The organism is Rhodococcus sp. NCIMB 12038 (assembly GCF_002165735.1).
In the GTDB taxonomy this organism is placed as follows: domain Bacteria; phylum Actinomycetota; class Actinomycetes; order Mycobacteriales; family Mycobacteriaceae; genus Rhodococcus_F.
Map to the genome: position 1 here is coordinate 182727 of NZ_NHML01000011.1, position 19020 is coordinate 201746.

At 65.4% G+C, this 19020-nt stretch carries 18 protein-coding genes; 7 read left to right on the plus strand and 11 right to left on the minus strand.

Annotated features, from left to right (window positions below):
* Positions 1–38 precede the first annotated feature (38 nt).
* Positions 39–1487 (minus strand): aldehyde dehydrogenase, encoded by a 1449-nt coding sequence (locus tag CA951_RS18635; RefSeq protein ID WP_179220235.1) that lies wholly within the window; start codon positions 1485–1487, stop codon positions 39–41.
* 258 nt (positions 1488–1745) lie between these two features.
* On the minus strand, positions 1746–1919 hold the full coding sequence (locus CA951_RS42860) for a hypothetical protein (protein WP_179220236.1): 174 nt from the start codon (positions 1917–1919) through the stop codon (positions 1746–1748).
* Positions 1920–3078: 1159 nt separating this feature from the next.
* Here CA951_RS42860 and CA951_RS18640 point away from each other — a divergent pair.
* Both CA951_RS18640 and CA951_RS18645 read left to right on the plus strand, forming a co-directional pair.
* Positions 3079–3492, plus strand: a complete 414-nt coding sequence (locus CA951_RS18640) for a hypothetical protein (RefSeq protein ID WP_087558249.1) — start codon at positions 3079–3081, stop codon at positions 3490–3492.
* A gap of 197 nt (positions 3493–3689) precedes the next feature.
* Positions 3690–4304: a hypothetical protein gene (locus CA951_RS18645; RefSeq protein WP_179220237.1), complete on the plus strand. Its 615-nt coding sequence runs from the start codon at positions 3690–3692 to the stop codon at positions 4302–4304.
* 5 nt (positions 4305–4309) lie between these two features.
* Here CA951_RS18645 and CA951_RS18650 read toward each other — a convergent pair whose 3' ends face one another.
* The 8 genes from CA951_RS18650 to CA951_RS18685 form a co-directional block, all read right to left on the minus strand.
* Positions 4310–5218: a helix-turn-helix domain-containing protein gene (locus tag CA951_RS18650; RefSeq protein ID WP_256973976.1), complete on the minus strand. Its 909-nt coding sequence runs from the start codon at positions 5216–5218 to the stop codon at positions 4310–4312.
* Between the two features lie 52 nt (positions 5219–5270).
* Positions 5271–5921 carry a TetR/AcrR family transcriptional regulator gene (locus CA951_RS18655; protein ID WP_087558251.1) on the minus strand — a complete coding sequence of 217 codons (651 nt, stop codon included), beginning with the start codon at positions 5919–5921 and terminating at the stop codon, positions 5271–5273.
* Positions 5922–6127: 206 nt separating this feature from the next.
* Complete coding sequence (locus CA951_RS18660; protein ID WP_087558252.1) at positions 6128–7438, minus strand: MFS transporter; 1311 nt, start codon at positions 7436–7438, stop codon at positions 6128–6130.
* A gap of 65 nt (positions 7439–7503) precedes the next feature.
* Positions 7504–8286, minus strand: a complete 783-nt coding sequence (locus CA951_RS18665; RefSeq protein ID WP_087558253.1) for an enoyl-CoA hydratase/isomerase family protein — start codon at positions 8284–8286, stop codon at positions 7504–7506.
* Positions 8287–8330: 44 nt separating this feature from the next.
* Positions 8331–9506 carry a thiolase family protein gene (locus CA951_RS18670; RefSeq protein ID WP_143543072.1) on the minus strand — a complete coding sequence of 392 codons (1176 nt, stop codon included), beginning with the start codon at positions 9504–9506 and terminating at the stop codon, positions 8331–8333.
* Positions 9503–11044, minus strand: coding sequence for a class I adenylate-forming enzyme family protein (locus CA951_RS18675; protein WP_087558255.1), 1542 nt, complete (start codon positions 11042–11044; stop codon positions 9503–9505). The genes CA951_RS18670 and CA951_RS18675 overlap by 4 nt, the downstream gene beginning before the upstream one ends.
* Complete coding sequence (locus CA951_RS18680; RefSeq protein ID WP_087558256.1) at positions 11041–11466, minus strand: Zn-ribbon domain-containing OB-fold protein; 426 nt, start codon at positions 11464–11466, stop codon at positions 11041–11043. The genes CA951_RS18675 and CA951_RS18680 overlap by 4 nt, the downstream gene beginning before the upstream one ends.
* Entirely contained in the window at positions 11466–12329 is an 864-nt protein-coding gene (locus tag CA951_RS18685) for a hypothetical protein (RefSeq protein WP_218780506.1), read from the minus strand. Before CA951_RS18685 ends, CA951_RS18680 begins: the two co-directional genes overlap by 1 nt.
* A 263-nt stretch (positions 12330–12592) precedes the next feature.
* Between CA951_RS18685 and CA951_RS18690 the strand changes: the two genes are divergently transcribed.
* From CA951_RS18690 to CA951_RS18700, 3 genes are all read left to right on the plus strand, one after another.
* Positions 12593–13357 (plus strand): SDR family NAD(P)-dependent oxidoreductase, encoded by a 765-nt coding sequence (locus tag CA951_RS18690; RefSeq protein WP_087558258.1) that lies wholly within the window; start codon positions 12593–12595, stop codon positions 13355–13357.
* Positions 13354–14139 (plus strand): crotonase/enoyl-CoA hydratase family protein, encoded by a 786-nt coding sequence (locus CA951_RS18695; RefSeq protein WP_087558259.1) that lies wholly within the window; start codon positions 13354–13356, stop codon positions 14137–14139. The genes CA951_RS18690 and CA951_RS18695 overlap by 4 nt, the downstream gene beginning before the upstream one ends.
* 61 nt (positions 14140–14200) lie before the next feature.
* Positions 14201–14992: a FadR/GntR family transcriptional regulator gene (locus tag CA951_RS18700; RefSeq protein ID WP_087558260.1), complete on the plus strand. Its 792-nt coding sequence runs from the start codon at positions 14201–14203 to the stop codon at positions 14990–14992.
* A gap of 169 nt (positions 14993–15161) precedes the next feature.
* On the opposite strand, the gene CA951_RS18705 is transcribed toward CA951_RS18700, so the two are convergent.
* Entirely contained in the window at positions 15162–16649 is a 1488-nt protein-coding gene (locus tag CA951_RS18705; RefSeq protein ID WP_087558261.1) for an aldehyde dehydrogenase family protein, read from the minus strand.
* Positions 16650–16863: 214 nt separating this feature from the next.
* Between CA951_RS18705 and CA951_RS18710 the strand changes: the two genes are divergently transcribed.
* The gene (locus CA951_RS18710; RefSeq protein ID WP_087558262.1) at positions 16864–17997 is read left to right on the plus strand and encodes an amidohydrolase family protein; all 1134 of its coding nucleotides are present in this window, start codon (positions 16864–16866) and stop codon (positions 17995–17997) included.
* A 16-nt stretch (positions 17998–18013) separates the two neighbouring features.
* A complete protein-coding gene (locus tag CA951_RS18715) occupies positions 18014–18985 on the plus strand; it encodes a PDR/VanB family oxidoreductase (RefSeq protein ID WP_179220242.1) in 972 nt (323 codons plus the stop codon).
* The last annotated feature ends 35 nt before the right edge of the window (positions 18986–19020 follow it).

Below are 19020 nucleotides of genomic sequence, written 5' to 3' on the forward strand. Positions count from 1 at the left end.
TCGGTGGAGGGATTTCTGGTGGGTCGTTCGCGGGCGGGTCAGCCGAGGTTGACCCAGACGCCCTTGGTCTCGGTGAATTCGTCGATGGCGTTGGAGCTCATCTCCCGGCCCCATCCGCTGGAACCGAATCCGCCCCACGGGGCAGCGGGATCGAGGAACGGCAGCATGTTCGCGAAAACGCTGCCGGCGTGGATCGAGGCGGCGAGGTTGTGTGCCAGCTCGAGGTCCTTGGTCCAAATACATGCGGCCAGACCGTAATCGGTGTCGTTGGCGCGGGCGGCGAGCTCGTCGGCGTCGTCGTAGGACAGGATCGACAGCACCGGCCCGAAGATCTCCTCCCGGGCGATGGTCATGTCATCGCGCACACCCGAGAACACGGTGGGCGCGAAGAAGTTCCCGCCGGACAGCTCTCCGCCGACTCGGCTACCGCCGGTCACCAGCTCCGCGCCCTCGGCGACCCCGGCGTTGACGAGCCGCTCGACGTGGTCGGCGTGCTCGGGCGAGGCCAGCGGGCCGATCACCGTCTCGGGCGACATGCCGGGACCGATCGGCAGCGCACTCGCCGCGGCCGCGATCTTCTCGGTGAACTCGTCCACCCGCTTCGAGTCGACGAAGAACCGCGTGTAGGCGGCGCAGACCTGACCGCTGTTGAGCAGGGCGCCCTGCAGGTTCCCCGCGACCGCGGCGTCGATATCCGCATCTCGCGCAATGACACTCGGCGCCTTGCCACCGAGTTCGAGGGTGACCCGCTTGAGGTTGCCCGAAGCGGCGACGACGATTTGCTTACCGACCGCGGTCGACCCGGTGAACGACACCTTGTCGACGTCGGCGTGCTCGGTGAGGGCCTTGCCCGCCTCGGGACCGCCGGTCAGGCAGTTCACGACACCGGACGGGAACCCGGCCTCCACGCACAGCCTGGCCAGGAACACGGTGCTCAGCGGCGTCTGCTCGGCGGGCTTGAGGATCACGGTGTTGCCGCAGGCCAGCGCAGGGGCCAGCTTCCAGGCGGCGATCATCAGCGGGAAGTTCCACGGGGTGATCAGCGCGCACACGCCGACCGGTTCACGGCGGGTGTAGTGCATCGTGTTCGGGATCGACACCGCCGAGTTCTTGCCCTCGATCTTGGTGCACCAACCGGCGTAGTAGCGGAAGACCTCGGCGGCCATGGTGAGGCTGACGGTCTTCGCGACCCCGAGCGGCTGCCCCTGGTCGCGGGTTTCGAGTTCGGCGAGTTCGTCCGCGTGCTGCTCGATCAGATCGGCGACCTTCCACAGCAGCCGTGCGCGGGCGGCGGGCACCAGGGCCTTCCAGGCCGGATCTGTCAGGGCATGCCGCGCCGCCGCGACCGCGGCGTCCGCGTCGGCGGCGCCGGCGTCCGCGACCGTGCCCAGAGGCTCCCCCGTCGCCGGATCGTAGGTCTTGAACTCGGCACCGGACCGGGCCGGAACCCAGCGGCCGTCGATCAGCAACTGCTCGCGCACATCCATTGTGAGAACTCCTCGAAATACTCGTGACCAGGTCACGTGACGTGAGTCTCACTCTGCTCCGGGATCTGTGGGAATGCATTGCCGAAGTCCGTACAAGCATTGACTGATTGCGCACACCTTCGGCGGCAGCAAGTCAATCGAGACCGGTCGCGGCCGCCAAGTTGCGAGCAGGGACCGGCGGCGAGCCGGTAACACACGGAGACAGCAGGCGAATGCCGTTTCTACAGAACCTTTTTGGGAGATCGCGCGCCGTGCTCCTCACTCGGCAAGTGAGCGCAGAAACCGGCGAAGATGCGCGAGCGCGGCCTCGTTGAGTTCGGGGCGATCGAGGGTGATCTGCTGAAAGATCAGTCCGTCGGCAGCCGCGATGAACAGTTGGGCCATCGCCTCATCGCAGTCGACTCCGCCGTGCGCCAACTCTTCGGCGCTCACATTCCCCTGTCGGCGCAACCTACCAGGCCATGCTCACCAAGAACGGGCACACGCTCACCAACGTGGAGAAGGTGATGAGCGGCGAGCTGTCCGCCGAGGACATCGACATCAGCCGCTAGATGCTGACGCGGCCAGCGCCCGACCCGTGATCGGAGCGAGGCGCTTGCCGTGTGGCGTGATCTGTAGCCACCCCAGGGTGAGAACCGGGCCCCCTGCGGGTGTGAAGTGTCAGCACTAGGGGGCGTGTTGGTCCTCGATGGAGGGGACGAGCGTGGACGACGCCCCACGAGGTGCTCCACCCAAACGAAGGCACACCCAGGGCACAAACAAGGAAAGTCTGATGTCCGAACCCCCCACGAAAGAATTATCCGAACTGGGCAAAGAAGCACTGAGACGACTGAAAGATCAGCGTCTACCCTCTTTGCCCAAATTCGCCCCAAGATCACCGATACCCCCGCTCGAAACCCCTCCACCCAGCGCACTCACCCGCCTCGCGGATGCAGGCAGATGGGCCTTCAGAGGCGTAAGGACCATCGGGACCGCAGTTACCAGTACCGCCGGGGCAACCCTGATCGGAGTCGCGGTGCTCGCCCTCGGCGCCGGATACCTCTGGGCACGCTACGGCGGCGACAAGCCGATCGAGTACGGCCCGCGGTTCGACCCGAAGCCAGCCGTCGAAGCCCCCGTGGTGCCCGGCGCCGCGGCACCCGCTGCCGCACCGGCGGTACCTGCACCGCCTGCCGCCGCACCTGAACCCCCCGGTGCCGTACCCGCGGCACCCCCACCCCCCGGTGGTGCCGCCTCAGCGGCCGCTCCTCAACGCGATTCGGCGCCCGGTCTCCAGAACCCCGCCGCAGCCGACCAGCCCTCGATCCTCGAACCACCCCCGGGGGTCCCCGACCTGAGGCCGTTGGGCCTCCCCCCATTCGGCCCCGCCCTGCCGGCGCCCCTTCCACCGCGTCCTGCGCCTGCAGTCGAGGTCCCGCCCGCACCTGTAGCACCGGCCGCGGATGCACCGGTGGTCGTTTCCCCCGCTGCTCCGGCTCCGGTGCCCGACGCGCCCGCCCCGGCACTCATTGCACCCGCACCTCCTGCACAGATGCCCGACGCTGGGCATGGCGGAAGCGACCAGACGACGATGGGCGGTCACGATGCTCCCGTGGCACCGCCGGTCGAGGCCGCACCCGCGGCACCACCGGTCGAGGCCGCACCCGCGGCACCACCGGTCGAGGCCGCACCCGCGGCACCGCCGGTCGAGGCCGCACCCGTGGCACCTATGCCCGATTCTCCACACAGCGCACCCGCTCCAGCTGACGTCGGCGGTACCGGTGCCGATCCCGGCACCTATACAGACCCCGGGACGGGGTATACCGATCCGGGCACGACCTACACCGATCCGGGCACGACCTACACCGATCCGGGGACCACCTACGCCGATCCGGGCACGAGCAGTGGCTACACCGCTCCAGCTGACGTCGGCGGATACGGTGCGGATCCCGGAACCCCCACGGATCCTGGAACGGGTAGCGGCTACACCGATCTCGGACTCACCGAGAGCGGCACCACCGGATAGATCGAGAGAGAAACCTGCGAATCATGTGACGCAAGAATGCGCTACGACCCGTGACCGGATCGAGCGCATTCCGCGTGGTACGGGCGTTGCGCTTTTAGTGTTAATGCATGGCCCAACGGTAGGCGGGCCAAATCAGCATGTGTCGAAAATGCTCCGCGGGAGGGTTTTCGACATGGTCAACGGCCGGCTTTCGAGACTTGCCGGTCGTCGGCCCGGCGACGGTACCGCTGAGCCGGAAGGATCCAGAAACCGAAGAACATCAGCATCGCTACCGTTGCCGCGAGCACCCCGGTGGGCATGTTCACCACGACATCGTCGCTGCATCCACCATCGACACCGAAACCTCGAGTGCGATCCTGTCGATCGCCACCGTCCTGGGTATCGCCGGTTCTGCACTGGCCACGGTCCTGGGCGCCCGGCCGAGCACGAGAACCAACCTCCTCGTCGGGTATGTGGCGATGACGCTGTCGGTCGGTCTGCTCGCCGGGATGCCCGGGCTGCTCCGATTCACCGTTGCAGCACTGCTTTTCAAGTTCACCTGGACGTTCATCCTTCCCTACATCATGTCCACCCTCTCCGGCCTGGACCGGTCGGGGCGAGTGGTGAACCTGGCCAACATCGCCATCGGCGGCGGCTTCGCGATCGGCCCGTTCATGGGAGGACGCCTCGTCGAGAGTGCGGGCGGATACGGAACGTTGATCGCGGTCAGCGCCGCGGGACTGGTCCTGTCGCTGGCACTGATCATGACTACCCAACCCCGGCGGACCACCGCACCTGCCGCCACCGCCCCAGTTCCGCAGATGGCCGAGTAGCACTTTCAGTCGACAGGTTGATCGAGAGCACCGCCGGCAGTCCGATAACGGCCGGCGGTAACTCCGAAACGGGTCTTGAACAACCGCGAGAAGTGCGCCGGGTCGGAGAACCCCCACCGCGCTCCGACGGCAGCCACCGGGAGGTGGCAGTTTCGCGGATCGACGAGATCGCGCCGGCACTGCTCGAGTCGGCGCTCCCGGATCCACCCGCCCACGGGGGTGCCGTCCGCCTCGAAGATCTTCTGCAGATGCCGCACCGAAATATGATGCGCGGCAGCCACCATCGCCGTATCGAGACCCGGATCCGTCAGATGCTCCTCGATGAACGTGCCGACCCGGACGCGGAGGGCCGTTTGCCGCGATTCGAGCGACAGACTGTCCGTGATCTGCAGTTGCTCGGCGAACGCCGCGGCCAGCACGTCGAGGACCGCGTCGTTGAGATGCACCGCCACCGCGGGCTCGGTATCGAAGACCCGGTCCCCGAGATCCTTGACGAACGGCGCGACCAGGGCGCCCATGCCCTGGCGGCCGGAGATCCGCCGTGCCGTGAGCTCCGCTATCCCGGCGGGGGGAATCCGGAGCAGTTCCCGCGGGAACATCATGACCAGCATTCGGAACCGATCGTCGAACGAGAGTTGATAGGGCCTGGTCGTGTCGTAGATCGCGAAGTCGCCCGGGGTCAACGCCGCCTCGCGGTCGTCCTGTGTCAGCACGCAGTAGCCGCGGACCTGCAACCCCACCTTGTAGAAACCCGGATCGCTGGCGCGGATCGTCTTCGGGGTGCGGCGCACCGTGTGCGCCGACGCGACAACATCGGCAACCTGGACCTGACCGAGGGAGGCACCGTGGATATAGCCCGCGAAATCGGTATCCGGGGCGATCGACGTCTCCAAGGGGACGAAACTGTCGGTCACCGACTCCCTGAACGTGTCGAGATCAAGTGATCGATTCCGAATTTCGACGATCTCACCCATGGCTGACTCGGTCCTCGATGCCGGCGCACAACTGCGTCGCCGGTTCCGACGAGGCGCATCGTCCGGAACTGTTCTGCCGCAGTAGTTCCCGCAGATGGGCGAGAGCCCTCTCGGTCAGCTCGGGGGGACCGAGGGTGATCTGATGGAACACCAGGCCGTCGGCGGCCACATAGATAAGGTGACTCAACGCCGGGTCGGGATCCATCCCGGCGCACTCGAGTTCGAACTGCAGCCGGTCGACGTACGCCCGGTAGATCGCCTCGACGTACGGGCGCAACTCCGGACGGCGTCGAGATTCGAGGATCAGCTCGTATTGGAAGGCGAGGTCGTCGGGGTTACTTTCCACCATCGTCGCCAGTCCGGCGAAGACGGCGTCGAGGTCACCACTTCCCGGACGGGTGCTGATCGAGGTCACGCTGTTGTCTACGGAGAACTGCAGCGCCGCCTCGAGCAGCGCGTCGCGGGACCCGAAGTGATGCGCCACCAGCCCGTGCGCGACACCGGCCTCACGCGCCACCGCCCGGTACGTCAGCTTTCGCAGTCCCTGCTCGGCGACCACACGCACCGCCGCAGCGAGGAGGGCGGTGCGTCCCTCCCCGTAGCGGGGCGCCTGCCGGGCCGAGCCCTCTTCGGAGACGGTCATCGCGGTAACTCCTCGCTGTCCACTTGGCCAGTTTCTCCAGAATTATAGACGCGGGGCCGCTCGCTGTCCAGATGGACAGTTGCCGATTCGGATCAGGATTCCCGCTCGGCCGGCCGCGCTAACTCAGCAAGCGCAACGCGCTGGAGACACTTCACCCGGCCACTGACAGGAAGGCAGGAGATATCAGTCAAGCTCCTGGCCCGTACTTAGGCGAGCACTCGATCACGAGTTTCTGGCATCCGCGCGTACACGACCACTCCGCCGAGAGCCGCTGCCGCGACGTAGAGCCATACCCAGTCTTGGAGACCGTTGGTCGCCAACCAGGTCGTGATGTACGGAGCCGTCCCACCGAAGAGAGCAACCGCGATGGCGTAGGGGAACCCGATACCTGTTGTGCGGACTTCCGCGGGGAACTGTTCGGCCATTACCGTTGCAATGAGTCCTGCATAACCGGCCAGCAAGGTGACACCGACGATCTCGACGGCGAGAAGAGTCCAGAAGCCACCGGTCTCGAGCATTCGGAACGCCGGGTAAGCGAACAGGAGGAAGCCGATCGCGAAGGTCAACATCACCGGCTTGCGCCCGACACGGTCGGCGATGATCCCGGCGAACGGCAGGAGGCACAGAAAGTATGCCAGTGCAATCGTGTTCGCCAGGAGCGCCGTCTGCAATGACATCGTGCCGAGTGCGGCGCTGACGTACCCGGGCATGTAGTTGATCCAGATGTAGTAGATCAGCACTCCGGCGGCAGCCATTCCGATCACTCGGAACGCCGCATTAGGATGCTTCCGCAACATTTCGGTCATCGGGTTTCGCGGGATTCGTCCATCGGCTTGCGCGTTCCGGAAGCTGTCGGTCTCCTCGAGCCCGATCCGCAGCCACAAACCGACCAAACCCAGCAGTCCACCGGCGATGAACGCGGCCCGCCATCCCCACGCCGACATCACCTCCGGATCGAGCGTCGACGTGAGGATCAGTGCCAGCACGGCGGCGATCAACACACCCAGCCCTGCCGACACTTGTTGCCATGAACCAGCGAAGGCGCGTCGCATTCCCGTCGCAGATTCGACGAGGAGAGCGGAGGAGGATCCGAACTCACCGCCGGCCGAGAATCCCTGCACGAGCCGGGCCAAGAGAAGCACGATCGGTGCCGCCACACCGATTTGGTCGTATGTCGGGCACAGTGCGATGACGAACGCACACCCGGCCATCATCACGATGGTCAGAGTCAGCCCCTTCTTCCGGCCGTGACGATCGGTGAAGACGCCGATCACGGCACCACCGACAGGCCGCATGACGAATCCGACCGCGAAGACGGCAAGTGTTGCCAGCAAACCGGATCCGGGCGCCGAGGGCGGGAAGAAGTGTGTCGCGAAGATCGGTGCCAGCGCGCTGTACAGAGCCCAATCGATCCATTCCACGGTATTTCCGACCGAGCCCGCGACCAGCGCTTTGCGCTTCTTTCGCGACTCGGTCCGCTGAGCGCTCGAGGGAGCATCCTTGCTTCGGACACGCATCGTCCAACCTCTCGTTCGGGATTCACAGTGTGAGTATTCGTGCAGATGTACCGCGGAGACCGGCTTCAGCGGCCGACGTAGTGCGCCGGCCGCTTCTCGACCATGGCGCGCCGGGCTTCGTGCGAATCCTCGGTCGACATGACGACCGCGTGATGCGAGGAAATCAGGTCGAGTGCTGTTCTGAGATCATGTTTTTCACCGAGCCTGGTGCTGCGCTTGATCATCTGCACCGCAACGGGAGGCTGGCGCGCGATCTGGGTTGCCAGTTCGAGCATCTCCGTCTCCAACGCGTCGTCGGGGTGCACCGCACTGACCAGTCCGAGCGAGAGCGCTTCCTGAGCCCCGACAACGCGTCCCGTCCACATCAGTTGCAGGGCGGTGGCGGTGCCGACGATCCTGGGCAGCAAATAGCATCCCCCGTCACCGGGAACAAGACCCACCCGGATGTATGCCTGAGAGAACCGGGCAGACTCGGAGGCCAGCCGGATATCGGCGAGAAGTGCCATGTCCATTCCCGCACCGAAGGCATCGCCGGAGACCGCGGCGAGGTACGGCTTGTTGAGCGCTTCCGCGGCGTGCGCGACCTTGTGCACATGCCTGGTCAGGAGGTTTTTCGCACCCAGGGGTGTCGGTTCGATGCTATCGAGAACCGTGAGGTCGACTCCGGAACAGAATGATCCGCCGGCGCCGGTCAGGACGACGACGCGGACGTTGGGGTCGTGTTCCGCCTCGATTAGCGCATTCGCCCAGGTGTCGATCATCTCGAGCGTGAAGGCGTTCTTGCGTTGCGGCCGGTTGAGCGTGATGGTGGCGATGTGATCGGCCACCGCATAGTCGATGTCTGCCATGATGATTCCTTCGGTGTGCGTAGCTGGTGACCGCGATGTCCCGGTCAGTCCGCTGCGCCGAGGACGAGGACGTTGTAGTACTGGGCCCCGGATCCGGCACCGGCAACCAGGCCGGTCCGAGCTCCGGGTACCTGCCTGTTGCCGCCGTCCCCGCGGATTTGCCGGACAGCTTCGATGATCTTCAATGTTGGTGCACCCCAACCTATGTGACTGAACGAGAGGACGCCGCCGTCGGTGCAGGTGGGCAGTCCCCCATCGATCCCGATTCCGGTGTCCATGGCGAACGGTCCACCGTCGCCCTGTTTGCAGAATCCGAGTGCCTCGTACTGCCGGAGGACCTCGGCGGAATTGACGTCGTACAGCTGGACGAAGTCGAGGTCCTCGGGTTCGAGGCCTGCGGTGGCGTAGGCGCGACGCGACGCGTCCGCGCCGATCATCCAGACGTCGTCGTAGCGGGGCGGGTCGACGTATTGCTGGCGCATCCATTCTGCGCCGCCGCCGAGGATGCGGACCGGAGTCGACGGCAGGTCGCGGGCGCGCTCCATCGATGTGACGACCAGTGCGGCAGCGCCCTCGTTCGCCAGGCAGACCTCCAGCCGAGTGAATGGATCGACGACCTTCGGCGCGGCCAGAACGTCCTCGGCGGTGTAGGGACCGCGACCGGCCATCACTGCATCGGGATTGGCCGATCCCGTGTTGCGGATGGCGGCGGCGACGTGGGCCATACCGTCCCTCGCGTGGGGGTATTCGTGGAGGTACCGCTGCGCGACCAACGCGAACTGTGCCGTGGTGAATGAGCCGAAGGGTTCGACGAACTCGTTCTCCGGACGGGTGTAGGACGCGACACGGCCGGCTTCGGCGCTCATCACGCCTGCCTGTCCGCCGGTGATCAGCACCGTGTGGCACTGCCCGGTTGCGATTGCCGCGGCCGCGTCGAGAACCGCAGGCACGCCTTGCGGGTAGGTGTCGCCGATCCATCGCACCGGGATTCCCAGCAGTCCCGCCCAATCCGCTGATCCGGGTTGGAAGACGGTGCCGCCGGGTCCGGGCCAGCGGGCGCAGATGCCATCGACGTCGGTACGGTCGATCCCGGCGTCCGCGAGGGCGGCCTTCGCCGCGTGCACACTTGCGGTCAGTGAGTTCATCTCCAGTCGTCGGGCCTGCTGGGTCATCCCGACGCCGACGACGGCAATATCGTGAAAGGGGTGGCGCGCGGTCATACGACACCCGCCGGGGAGGACAGCCTTTCGCGCACCTGTGCCTTGGTGATCTTGCCGACCGCGTTGCGGGGGAGGTCCTGCCACACTTCGATCCGTTCGGGAACCTTGATGCTCGGGAGGCCCTGCTGTCGGCACCACTGCATGAGTTCGTCCGCCGACGGTGCCTGCGCCCCACTTGCGATGACTACCGCGGCGATCGCCTCACCCCACTCGGGATCGTCGAGGCCGACGACGGCTGCCTCGCGTACCTGCTCGTGCAGGGTCAGCACGTTTTCGATCTCGGTGGGTGCAATATTGAACCCACCACGGATGATCAGATCCTTCTTCCTGCCCACGATCTTCAGATAGCCGTCGGATGTCCACTGCCCGATGTCACCGGAGTGCATCCAGCCATCTATGAGTGCCTCCGAGGTGCGCTCTGGTTCGCGGTAGTAGCCGATCATCGTGTACGGCGTGCCGAAAGCGATTTCGCCGCGCTCTCCCGCGGGAACGTCCGTACCGATCTCGTCGACCAGGCGCACCATCACTGCCATCGACTCTTTCCCGCAGGTGGTGAACAATTCCGGACGACCGTCCGCGGCGGCGGCGTGGTCACTCTTGCGAAGCATGGTGCCGATCGAGGCGATCTCCGCCATCCCGTACAACTGCACGAAGATCGGGCCGAAGCGCTCGACGAGTGCCGCGACTCGATCGGGGGCGATGGGGGCGGATCCGTACCCGATCGTCTGCAGGCTGGGAATCGTGTCTCGGTCGATCCCGGATTCGAGTAGACGGATCAGCATGGTCGGCACCAGGAACGTGTGCGTCACGGCATTCGAGCGCACCTCTTCGACGAGCCGCTCGGGCTTGAATCCTCGGGAATCCGAGAACCCGATAGCCCCGCCGAGGAGAGCCAAGGGTGCAAGGGTGATCTGCATGCTGGAGTTGTGCGGGATGGCGATCAGCCACCTCGTGTTCTCGGACAGCTCGTACTCGGATGCCGCCACCGCCGCGTGCTGAAGGGTCGCACCGACGCTGAAGAGGATGCCCTTGGGCCGGCCCGTCGTGCCGCTCGAGTACACGATGCAGAACTCGTCCTCGGAGTTCACCAATCGCTCGGTGGCGGGCGCCGCCGGCGAGGCGGTGCTCAACTGCGCCTCGTACTGGGTGGGATCGTCGATATCGAGTACCACCACGTCCGTGCCGTCGGTCAGTTTTCGCGCCATCGGGGCGAGGTCGGCGTCGGCGAGGATCACCTTGGGAGTGCAGTTGTCGAAGATCTCGTCGTATTCGGGCTCGCCGAGGCGGAAGTTCAGCCCGACGTACACCGCACCGGCCTTTGCACAGCCGCCGACGAGTTCCACGACTTCCACTCGGTTGGCGACCAGTACTGCGACCCGGTCGCCGCGTTGGACTCCGTACCGGTCGATGAGCAGATTCGCCAGGCGGCACGCGCGGTCGTCGACCTGCTCCCAGGTGCGCGAATCGGGGCCCGCGAAGGTGGCGAGCGCATGCGGGTTCCGGCGGGCGTTTCTACTGAAGGCGAGTCCGATGTTCATCGCGGCAAGTCCTCTGTGTCAGTGGCGTGAAAAGCGGGAAAGGTCCAGTTCTCGTCGATCTCGACCCATGCGACCTCGACACGGGTGCCGATTGGTGTCGGGGTGCCCTCGGTGGTGACGATGTTGGTCAGCAACTGCCACCCCTCGTCGATGTCGACGATGGCGAGCTCGTAGGGCGCAGGCAGTGCGGGAGACGGCGGGCGGTGCACGATCGTGCTGCTGTAGATGCTTCCGCGGCCGGTGCTGGTCTGGTAGCTCCATTTTTCGCCGAGGCAGTGGGGGCAGATCAGTTGGGGTGTGAAGAAGCTGCGGGTGCAGTCGTCGCAGACCGGACGGACCAGACGATGCTCGCGGGCCGCAGCCCAGAACGGCGCTGTCAGCTCGCTCGGGGTGGGCAGTGGCCGCTCGAGCTGCAAATCCATCACTCGCCACCGACGAGGAGGAGGTGAGCGGCTCGAGCGACGGGCATGCCGATGGCGACGCCGCGGTCGCGTGCCGGACCGTTACAGGCGCTGATCAGGCCCTCCTGGTAGCCGCGGAAGGCGTCACCGATCGGCGCAGTGCGGCCGTCGATGCATGCGCCGGCCAGTCCGGCGCCCTCGGCGGTCCGAAGTCCGACGATGCCGGAGTCATTCTTCGACATGCCACCGTCGTGGCAGATGAAGGCCCACGGGTCGGCTTCGAGTAGGAACTTCGCGCCGCTGCGACCCGTGTGGCCCGCGGTCACCATGACGCTGCGGCGGGCGTCCTCCGGCAGAGCCCACACGATGGAGTCGGTGACGACGGTCCGGCGGCCCTCGAACTCCTCGACGATCTCGCGCCGGATCTTGTTTCCCACGGTGGTGTCGGCCAGCTCGGTGTCGCGCAGCAGCTCGGCCGCTTCGCGAACGGGCATTCCGACTGACACGCCGAGGATTTCGGCGTGGTAGTTCACATGGGAAATCAGGCCATTGTCGTAGAGGTCGCGTCCGTTACCCATTTCCACGGACATGCCGTCCGCAGTGGCGGCGGGGATGCCCAGCGCCTCCAGGTACCAGAGCCCGGCGATCCCGGCCCCGTCCTTCCCGACGCAGGCGTCGTGCCCGATGACGCCGCGGGGCCGGTGGATCGCACACATGCGCGCGGGAAGGACGCCGATATACGACGCCGGCAGGACAACGTCCCGGTCGGTGTTCCGTTCGTCGACCCAGCGGGCGGAGTCCATGATGATGATCCGTCGTCCGTCGCGCTCCGCGACAACTTCCTGGGGATGGTCCTTCTCCCGCTCGAGCAGGGTTTCTCCCACGTCACTTCTCCTCGCCAGTTCGGTATTCATCACACAACTGTTACAAAATGTGGTGATATCATAAGCATATTTAAAGCCGCTTGAGAAGAGCTCCCGCCAAACCAACATTGTTGGCGCATCACGTAGGTCGGACGTCAACGGCCGAACGCTCTGGGCCGGTTGCGGCCTCGACGGCGGGCAGTAAAACTGCTTATATTAATGATATTAATCCGGTGTCTCGGTCGAACTGGGCCGACCGGGGCTTTCAGACGAAGGAGAATCTTGTGAATCTTGACGGAACATCCGCGCTGGTCACGGGAGGGGCGTCGGGCCTGGGCCTGGCCAGCGCGCGCGCACTGGCCAAACGGGGAGCACACGTGACTCTCCTGGACCTGCCCAGCTCCGCCGGTGAGGCGGTGGCAGCGAGCTTCGGTGGGGGCGCCGGCTTCGCGCCCGCCGACGTCACCGACGAGGAATCGGTGTCGGCCGCGCTCGACATCGCGCAATCACACGGGCCCCTGCGCGCGGTCGTGCACTGCGCCGGACGCAGTCACACGATGCGCATCCTGGACAGGGAAGGGCAACCCAACCCGCTCGAAAACTACGCGGGAGTCATCCAGACGAATCTCATCGGCTCCTATAACGTGCTGCGCCTCAGTGCCGCCCGCATGGTGAGCAACGACCCTCTCGACGGTGATCGTGGCGCGATCGTGATGACCGCATCGGTCGCGGCCTGGGAAGGTCAGGTCGGGCAGATTCCCTACGCCTCGTCCAAGGCAGGCGTGGTCGGTATGACGATCGTTGCCGCGCGAGACCTCGCCACCCACCAGATCCGGGTCGCGACGATCGCACCCGGCATCTTCGACACTCCGCTGCTCGCGCGCCTACCGGAGAACGTGCGCGACAAGCTCGGACAGTCCGTGCCGCACCCCAGTCGTCTCGGCGATCCGGCGGAATTCGGCGAGCTCGCAGTCCACATCATGGAGAATTCGATGATCAACGGTGAAACCATTCGACTCGACGGCGCAATCCGGATGGCGCCGCGATGAGCACCACCGAAGCCGTGGAATCGTTGACGGTTGCTCGTCTGGCGAGTGGTGTCGCAGTGCTCACGATCAACCGGCCGGAAGCCCGCAACGCCGTCGATCTGGCCACCGCCCGGGCGATCAGCAGCACCCTCGACACGCTCGACGACGACCCGAATTGCCGAGTAATCGTGCTGACCGGCGCGGGTGGCCATTTTTCTGCGGGAATGGACCTGAAAGCCTTCCGGGCGACGGGCGAACGCCCGGTCGACGAGAAGCGTGGCCCCTTCGGCCTGGTGCGCATGCCGCCGACCACGCCGATCATCGCCGCTGTCGAGGGTGCTGCCGTGGGCGGTGGATTCGAGATCGCGTTGTCGTGCGACCTGATCGTGGCGGCCGAGGATTCTGTGTTCGGTCTCCCCGAGGTGCAGCGTGGACTTACCGCCGCCGGCGGTGGGCTGCTGCGACTGCCCTCGCGCATCCCGTATCACCTGGCAATGGAAGCGGTCCTGACCGGACGACGGCTGACCGCCGCGTGGTGCGCCGAACACGGCCTGATCAACAGAACCGCAGCGTCCGGTCGTGCCCTCGATGCTGCACTCGCCCTCGCGGAGGAGATCAGCGGCAACGGCCCCCTGGCCGTCCAGGCGTCGAAGAAGGTGATCATCGAGTCCGGCAACTGGGCCATCGACGAGGCGTTCGAGCGTCAAGAAGCCATTGTCGACCCGGTTCGCCACTCCGCCGACGCACGTGAAGGCGCGACCGCTTTCGCCGAGAAGCGGCAGCCCGTCTGGACCGGTTGCTGACCGGAGGCGACACTCCCGTCTCCGCACTTACACCAGCGGCACCAGGCCCAAGGAGCATCGGATGCTGGAAACGAATGGCAATGGCATCACCCTGAACGACATGACACCGCAGGCCTACGAGCCGCGGATGCCGCCGAAACGCTCGGAGGTGATCGCCCAGCGGATCGCCAAGGACATTCGGACCCGCGGGCTTCGTCCCGGTGATCCGCTGGCCACGGAAGCCGACATGTGCGCCTCCCACAGTGTCGGCCGGAGCACCCTGCGGGAAGGGCTGCGAATCCTCGAGCTTCTCGGAGTGATCGAAATCCGTCCCGGACGCGGTGGCGGACCGGTCGTCGCTGCACCCAATTCACGTCATCTCGCCAGCACCATGGCGTTGTTGATGCAGTTCTCGGAGACCACGTTTCGTTCCGTCATCGAGTTGCGGGGATACATCGAGCCCATCGCCGCATCGCTGTGCGCGGCACACCGGAACGAGCAGACGGTCCTCGCCCTGCAGGAGTCGGTGGCCAACATGCGGGCCGACATCGACGACGAAGCCACCTTCCTGCACGAGAATCACCGGTTCCACATCCTCGTGGCCACCGGCGCCGGCAATCCGTTGATCACGTACATCTCCAACTCCCTCGACTGGGTTCTCGACGGCGCGCCACTGGGCGTGCAGTACACCAGAAATGCTCGCCGTTCGGTGCTCGCAGTGCACGAACTGATCTGCCGAACGGTCGAGGCGGGTCAGCCCGATGCGGCGGCGGAGGCCATGCGCCGCCACATGTCCGAGTCTGCGGCGTACTTCGAGAAGAAGTACCCGAATGTCATGCGGCAAGTCGTAACGTGGGAAATGTACGGCCTCTGACTTTCCTTCGACACACGAGGACCGTATCCGCCCACCTGGACGGATACGGTCCTGTTGTGCGGGCGATATTTTCATTGCGGCGACCGGTATCTCGGATATCGCGGCCACGGCACACCAAGTGGTGGGGAAGCCTCCACCGACACTTCCCCACCACATTGGCCGTGCGGCACTATCCCGAGTAGGCCCCGCTGAGCAAGATCTGCTTGAGTTCGGTGAACCCGAGGATCCCCTCGGCACCGCATTCGCGCCCCCATCCGGACTGCTTGACGCCGCCGAAGGGCTCGGTGAGCGAGCAACCCGCGAGATTGAGCGCCACTCCACCCGACCGGATACGCTTCGCGATGTCGAGCGCCGTGTCCCGGTTCTGCGCATAGACCGACGCGGCGAGACCGAATTTGGTGTCGTTCGCGATCCGAACCGCATCATCGAGATCGTCGTAGGCGATCACGACGGTGATCGGGCCGAAGACCTCTTCCTGGGCGATCTCCATGTCGCTGGTGACGTCGCGCAGCAGAGTCGGCGCGAAGTAGTAGCCGCGTTCGAGACCGTCCGGCCGCTTACCGCCGGCCGCAACCACCGCGCCCTCTTCGAGCGCCTTGGCCAGCATCCGTTCGGTCCGCTCGACGGAACGCTTGTTGGCGAGCGGACCCAGATCGGTGTCCGGGTCGAAGGGATCGCCGACCTTGATGGCATCGAACGCCGCGGCGAGTTTGGCAACGACCTCGTCGTAACGATTGCGGGAGACGAGAATTCGCGACAGCGCAACGCACACCTGCCCACAGCCGCCGGTGGCGCCGGGGACGAGGGTCGCCAGCACCTCGTCGATGGCGACGTCGTCGGCAATGATGGCCGGCGACTTCCCCCCGAGTTCGAGGGCTGTCCGGGCAAGGCGGTGCGAGGTCTGCTCGACCACTTCCTTGGCCACTGCAGTGCCCCCGGTCATGTGGACCATGTCGATCCCCGGGTGCTGCACGAGATGCTTGCTGGTCTCGAGCTCCGCGGCGAGACCGCTGATGACTCCGACCGGGAACCCGGCGGCCTTGGCGGCATCCATGATCAGGCGGGAAGTCAGCTGCGATTCGGGAGCGAATTTCACGACCACGGGACACCCGGCGAGCAGCGCCGGGATGACTTTCATGCCCATCAGCGGCACCGGTCCGTTGTAGGTCAGGATCGCCAGGACCGTTCCGATCGGTTGATGCTGGACCAGCACCTCACTGGTGGCGTTGGTGCGGATCTCTTCCCACGGCAGGGTAGGCGCGATGTCGATGGCATGACCCCAGATCGCACTGCCGGCACCCGAATTGATCATCTCGCCGTGCGCGCGGGTGTATCCGGACTCGATCGTCCAGGCATGATTCATCGCGTCCAACCGGGCTTCGAGCTCGTCTGCGAAGGTGCGGCAGATTCGTGCCCGCTCCTCGACGGGCATGCTCGGCCAGGGACCCTGATCGAACGCCGCCCGCGCCGCCGCGACGGCGGCGTCCGCGTCCGCCGTGGTGGGCGAGGGAACCGTGGCCACGACCCGCTCGGTCGAGGGCATGACCACGTCGATGGTGCCGGCACCAGTGGGTGTGACCCACTCACCGGCGATGAACACCTTGTCGAGTTCGGGAATGGTGACGTCGAGCTCGTCAGTGGTCGCGATAGTTGTCATCAGAACCTCTCGGATTCGAGTGAGATGTGGTGCGTCCCTGTGATGGGAATAACACTATAACGTATCTAACATAGATATGTTTTAGAAGTCAACGACGACGCTGCGCCGCCGGATGGCGAGCCTGTGACCCAGATCTCGACAACCCCAAGGGCGGTCTGTAAGGTAGATAACATAATCCTATTTAATCCCACACCGCCAACCAAGGAATGTGCCCATGACCACCGCGTATGCAGCAGCTCAGACCACCGAAAAGAAGCAATCGTTGGCGATCATCGACTCAGACGTCCATCCCTATATGGAGAACGGGCTGGCGACTCTCGTGCCCTACATGAGCACGGCGTGGCAGAAGCGCATCGGCAGCGGATTGGGCGGCGGCCACACCGTTGCATCTCAGTTCCACCTGCCGCTGGACTACCTGTACATCAACTCCTCCGGGGGGATGCGCGCCGACACCGCCCGCCCCGGCATGTCCCCGGCGACCGATCCTGCCTTCACCGCCACGCAGCTACTCGACGGAGCCGGCATCGATCGGGCGATTCTGCTGGCCGGACACCTACTCGGCCTGGGCGCTATGCCCGACCCGCAGGTCGCCGCCACCATCGCGTCGGCGTACAACGACTGGATGTGCGAGCGGTGGCTCCAGTTCGACCAGCGGTACCGCGGTGGGCTCGTCATCGCCCCCCAGGATCCCGAGCTCGCCGTCAAGGAGATCGACCGGATGGCCGATCGCCCCGGAATCGTCGAGATCTTCATGCCGCTGCACGAAATCCTCATGGGCGAGAAGCATTACTACCCGATCTACGAGGCCGCGCAGCGCCACGGGCTCCCCATCTGTGTGCACCCCAGTGGCACCGAGAACGTCTACGCTCGCGCCCCCAGGATGGCAGGCACCCCGACGTACTACATCGAATGGCATGCCCTGCTCGGCCAGATTCATCAGGCGAACACCGCGAGCCTGCTGTGCCACGGTGTCTTCGAACGCTTCCCGGAGCTGAAGGTGGTCATTGCGGAGGGCGGAATCGCGTGGATCGCGGAGCTCGCCTGGAAGCTCGACGCCGACTGGCACGGGCTGCGCGACGAGATCCCCTGGGTCAAGCGGCACCCGAGCGACTACCTCAACGAGAACATGCGGTTCACGACACAGCCGTTCGTCGAACCACCCAAGCGCGAGCACTTGACCTCGCTGATGGACATGATCAACGCGGAGAAGGTGCTCATGTTCAGCTCCGACTACCCGCACTGGAACTACAACGACCCCACCAACGCCCTCGCCGGCCTGCCGGAGGAACTCCAGCGCCGGATCATGTTCGACAACCCACGGGAGTTTTACGGTGACCGCATCAACTGATTGGGATCCCACGGTCATGAATCTGCTGCTGACTGCGAACGACGACGAAGTCGATCTCGTCCTCGTCGTGCACAACCGACGGATGCTGACGCCGGACATCGTGGCGTTGGAACTTCGCGCGGATGATGGTGCGCTACTGCCCTCGTGGGCTCCAGGCGCCCACGTCGAGATGAACCTCGACAACGGGCTGTCCCGGCAGTACTCACTGTGCGGAGATCCGGCCGATCGTCAGACCTGGACCGTTGCGGTGCTGCGTGAACCGAACAGCCGGGGAGGTTCCTCCTATATCCACGAGGAACTGTCCACGGGAACGAAGATGCAGTGCCGGGGCCCGCGCAACAACTTCCCGATCGAGGCCGCGACCGAATACAAATTCGTGGCCGGCGGCATCGGCATCACCCCGATGCTGCCCATGATCGGTGCGGCGGAGGCATCCGGCACCCCCTGGACGCTCCTGTACGGTGGGCGCTCACTCGAATCGATGGCCTTCCAGGACGAACTGGCGCGCTTCGGCGACAAGGTGCGCCTCCACCCGCAGGACACCCACGGACTGCTGGACCTGGCAACCGAACTGGCCGATCCCGGACCCGGGGCCGCGGTGTACTGCTGCGGTCCCGAGCCGTTGCTGGCCGCGATCGAGAACCACTGCGAATCCACCTGGCCCGTGGGTGCGCTACACGTAGAGCGGTTCCGCGCCGATCTGCCGGACCTGGCCGATGCCAGTCCGATCGAGGTCGAACTGGCCCAGTCGGGGATGACGCTGACGGTACCGTCCGACAAGAGCATCCTCGAGGTGTTGACCGAAGCCGGTGTCGAGGTGGATGCCTCGTGTGAGGAAGGCACCTGCGGAACCTGTGAAGTGATGGTGCTCGAGGGCACTCCGGAACACCACGACGTGGTGCTCACCGAAAGTGAGCGCGAGAGCGGCGAATGCATGATGATCTGCGTCTCACGCGCCAAGAGCAAATTCCTCAAGTTGGACCTGTGAAAATCGTTGCACGGCAATCAGTAGGCTCTGACCGT

Excerpts from the sequence above, each read along its gene's own strand:
- CA951_RS18660 (WP_087558252.1), bottom strand. The coding sequence starts at position 7,438 with ATGCGTGTCCGAAGCAAGGATGCTCCCTCGAGCGCTCAGCGGACCGAG.
- CA951_RS18675 (WP_087558255.1), bottom strand. The coding sequence starts at position 11,044 with ATGAACATCGGACTCGCCTTCAGTAGAAACGCCCGCCGGAACCCGCAT.
- CA951_RS18695 (WP_087558259.1), top strand. The coding sequence starts at position 13,354 with ATGAGCACCACCGAAGCCGTGGAATCGTTGACGGTTGCTCGTCTGGCG.
- CA951_RS18705 (WP_087558261.1), bottom strand. The coding sequence starts at position 16,649 with ATGACAACTATCGCGACCACTGACGAGCTCGACGTCACCATTCCCGAA.
- CA951_RS18700 (WP_087558260.1), top strand. The coding sequence starts at position 14,201 with ATGCTGGAAACGAATGGCAATGGCATCACCCTGAACGACATGACACCG.
- CA951_RS18715 (WP_179220242.1), top strand. The coding sequence starts at position 18,014 with ATGAATCTGCTGCTGACTGCGAACGACGACGAAGTCGATCTCGTCCTC.
- CA951_RS18680 (WP_087558256.1), bottom strand. The coding sequence starts at position 11,466 with ATGGATTTGCAGCTCGAGCGGCCACTGCCCACCCCGAGCGAGCTGACA.
- CA951_RS18635 (WP_179220235.1), bottom strand. The coding sequence starts at position 1,487 with ATGGATGTGCGCGAGCAGTTGCTGATCGACGGCCGCTGGGTTCCGGCC.
- CA951_RS18670 (WP_143543072.1), bottom strand. The coding sequence starts at position 9,506 with ATGACCGCGCGCCACCCCTTTCACGATATTGCCGTCGTCGGCGTCGGG.
- CA951_RS18665 (WP_087558253.1), bottom strand. The coding sequence starts at position 8,286 with ATGGCAGACATCGACTATGCGGTGGCCGATCACATCGCCACCATCACG.
- CA951_RS18655 (WP_087558251.1), bottom strand. The coding sequence starts at position 5,921 with ATGACCGTCTCCGAAGAGGGCTCGGCCCGGCAGGCGCCCCGCTACGGG.
- CA951_RS18710 (WP_087558262.1), top strand. The coding sequence starts at position 16,864 with ATGACCACCGCGTATGCAGCAGCTCAGACCACCGAAAAGAAGCAATCG.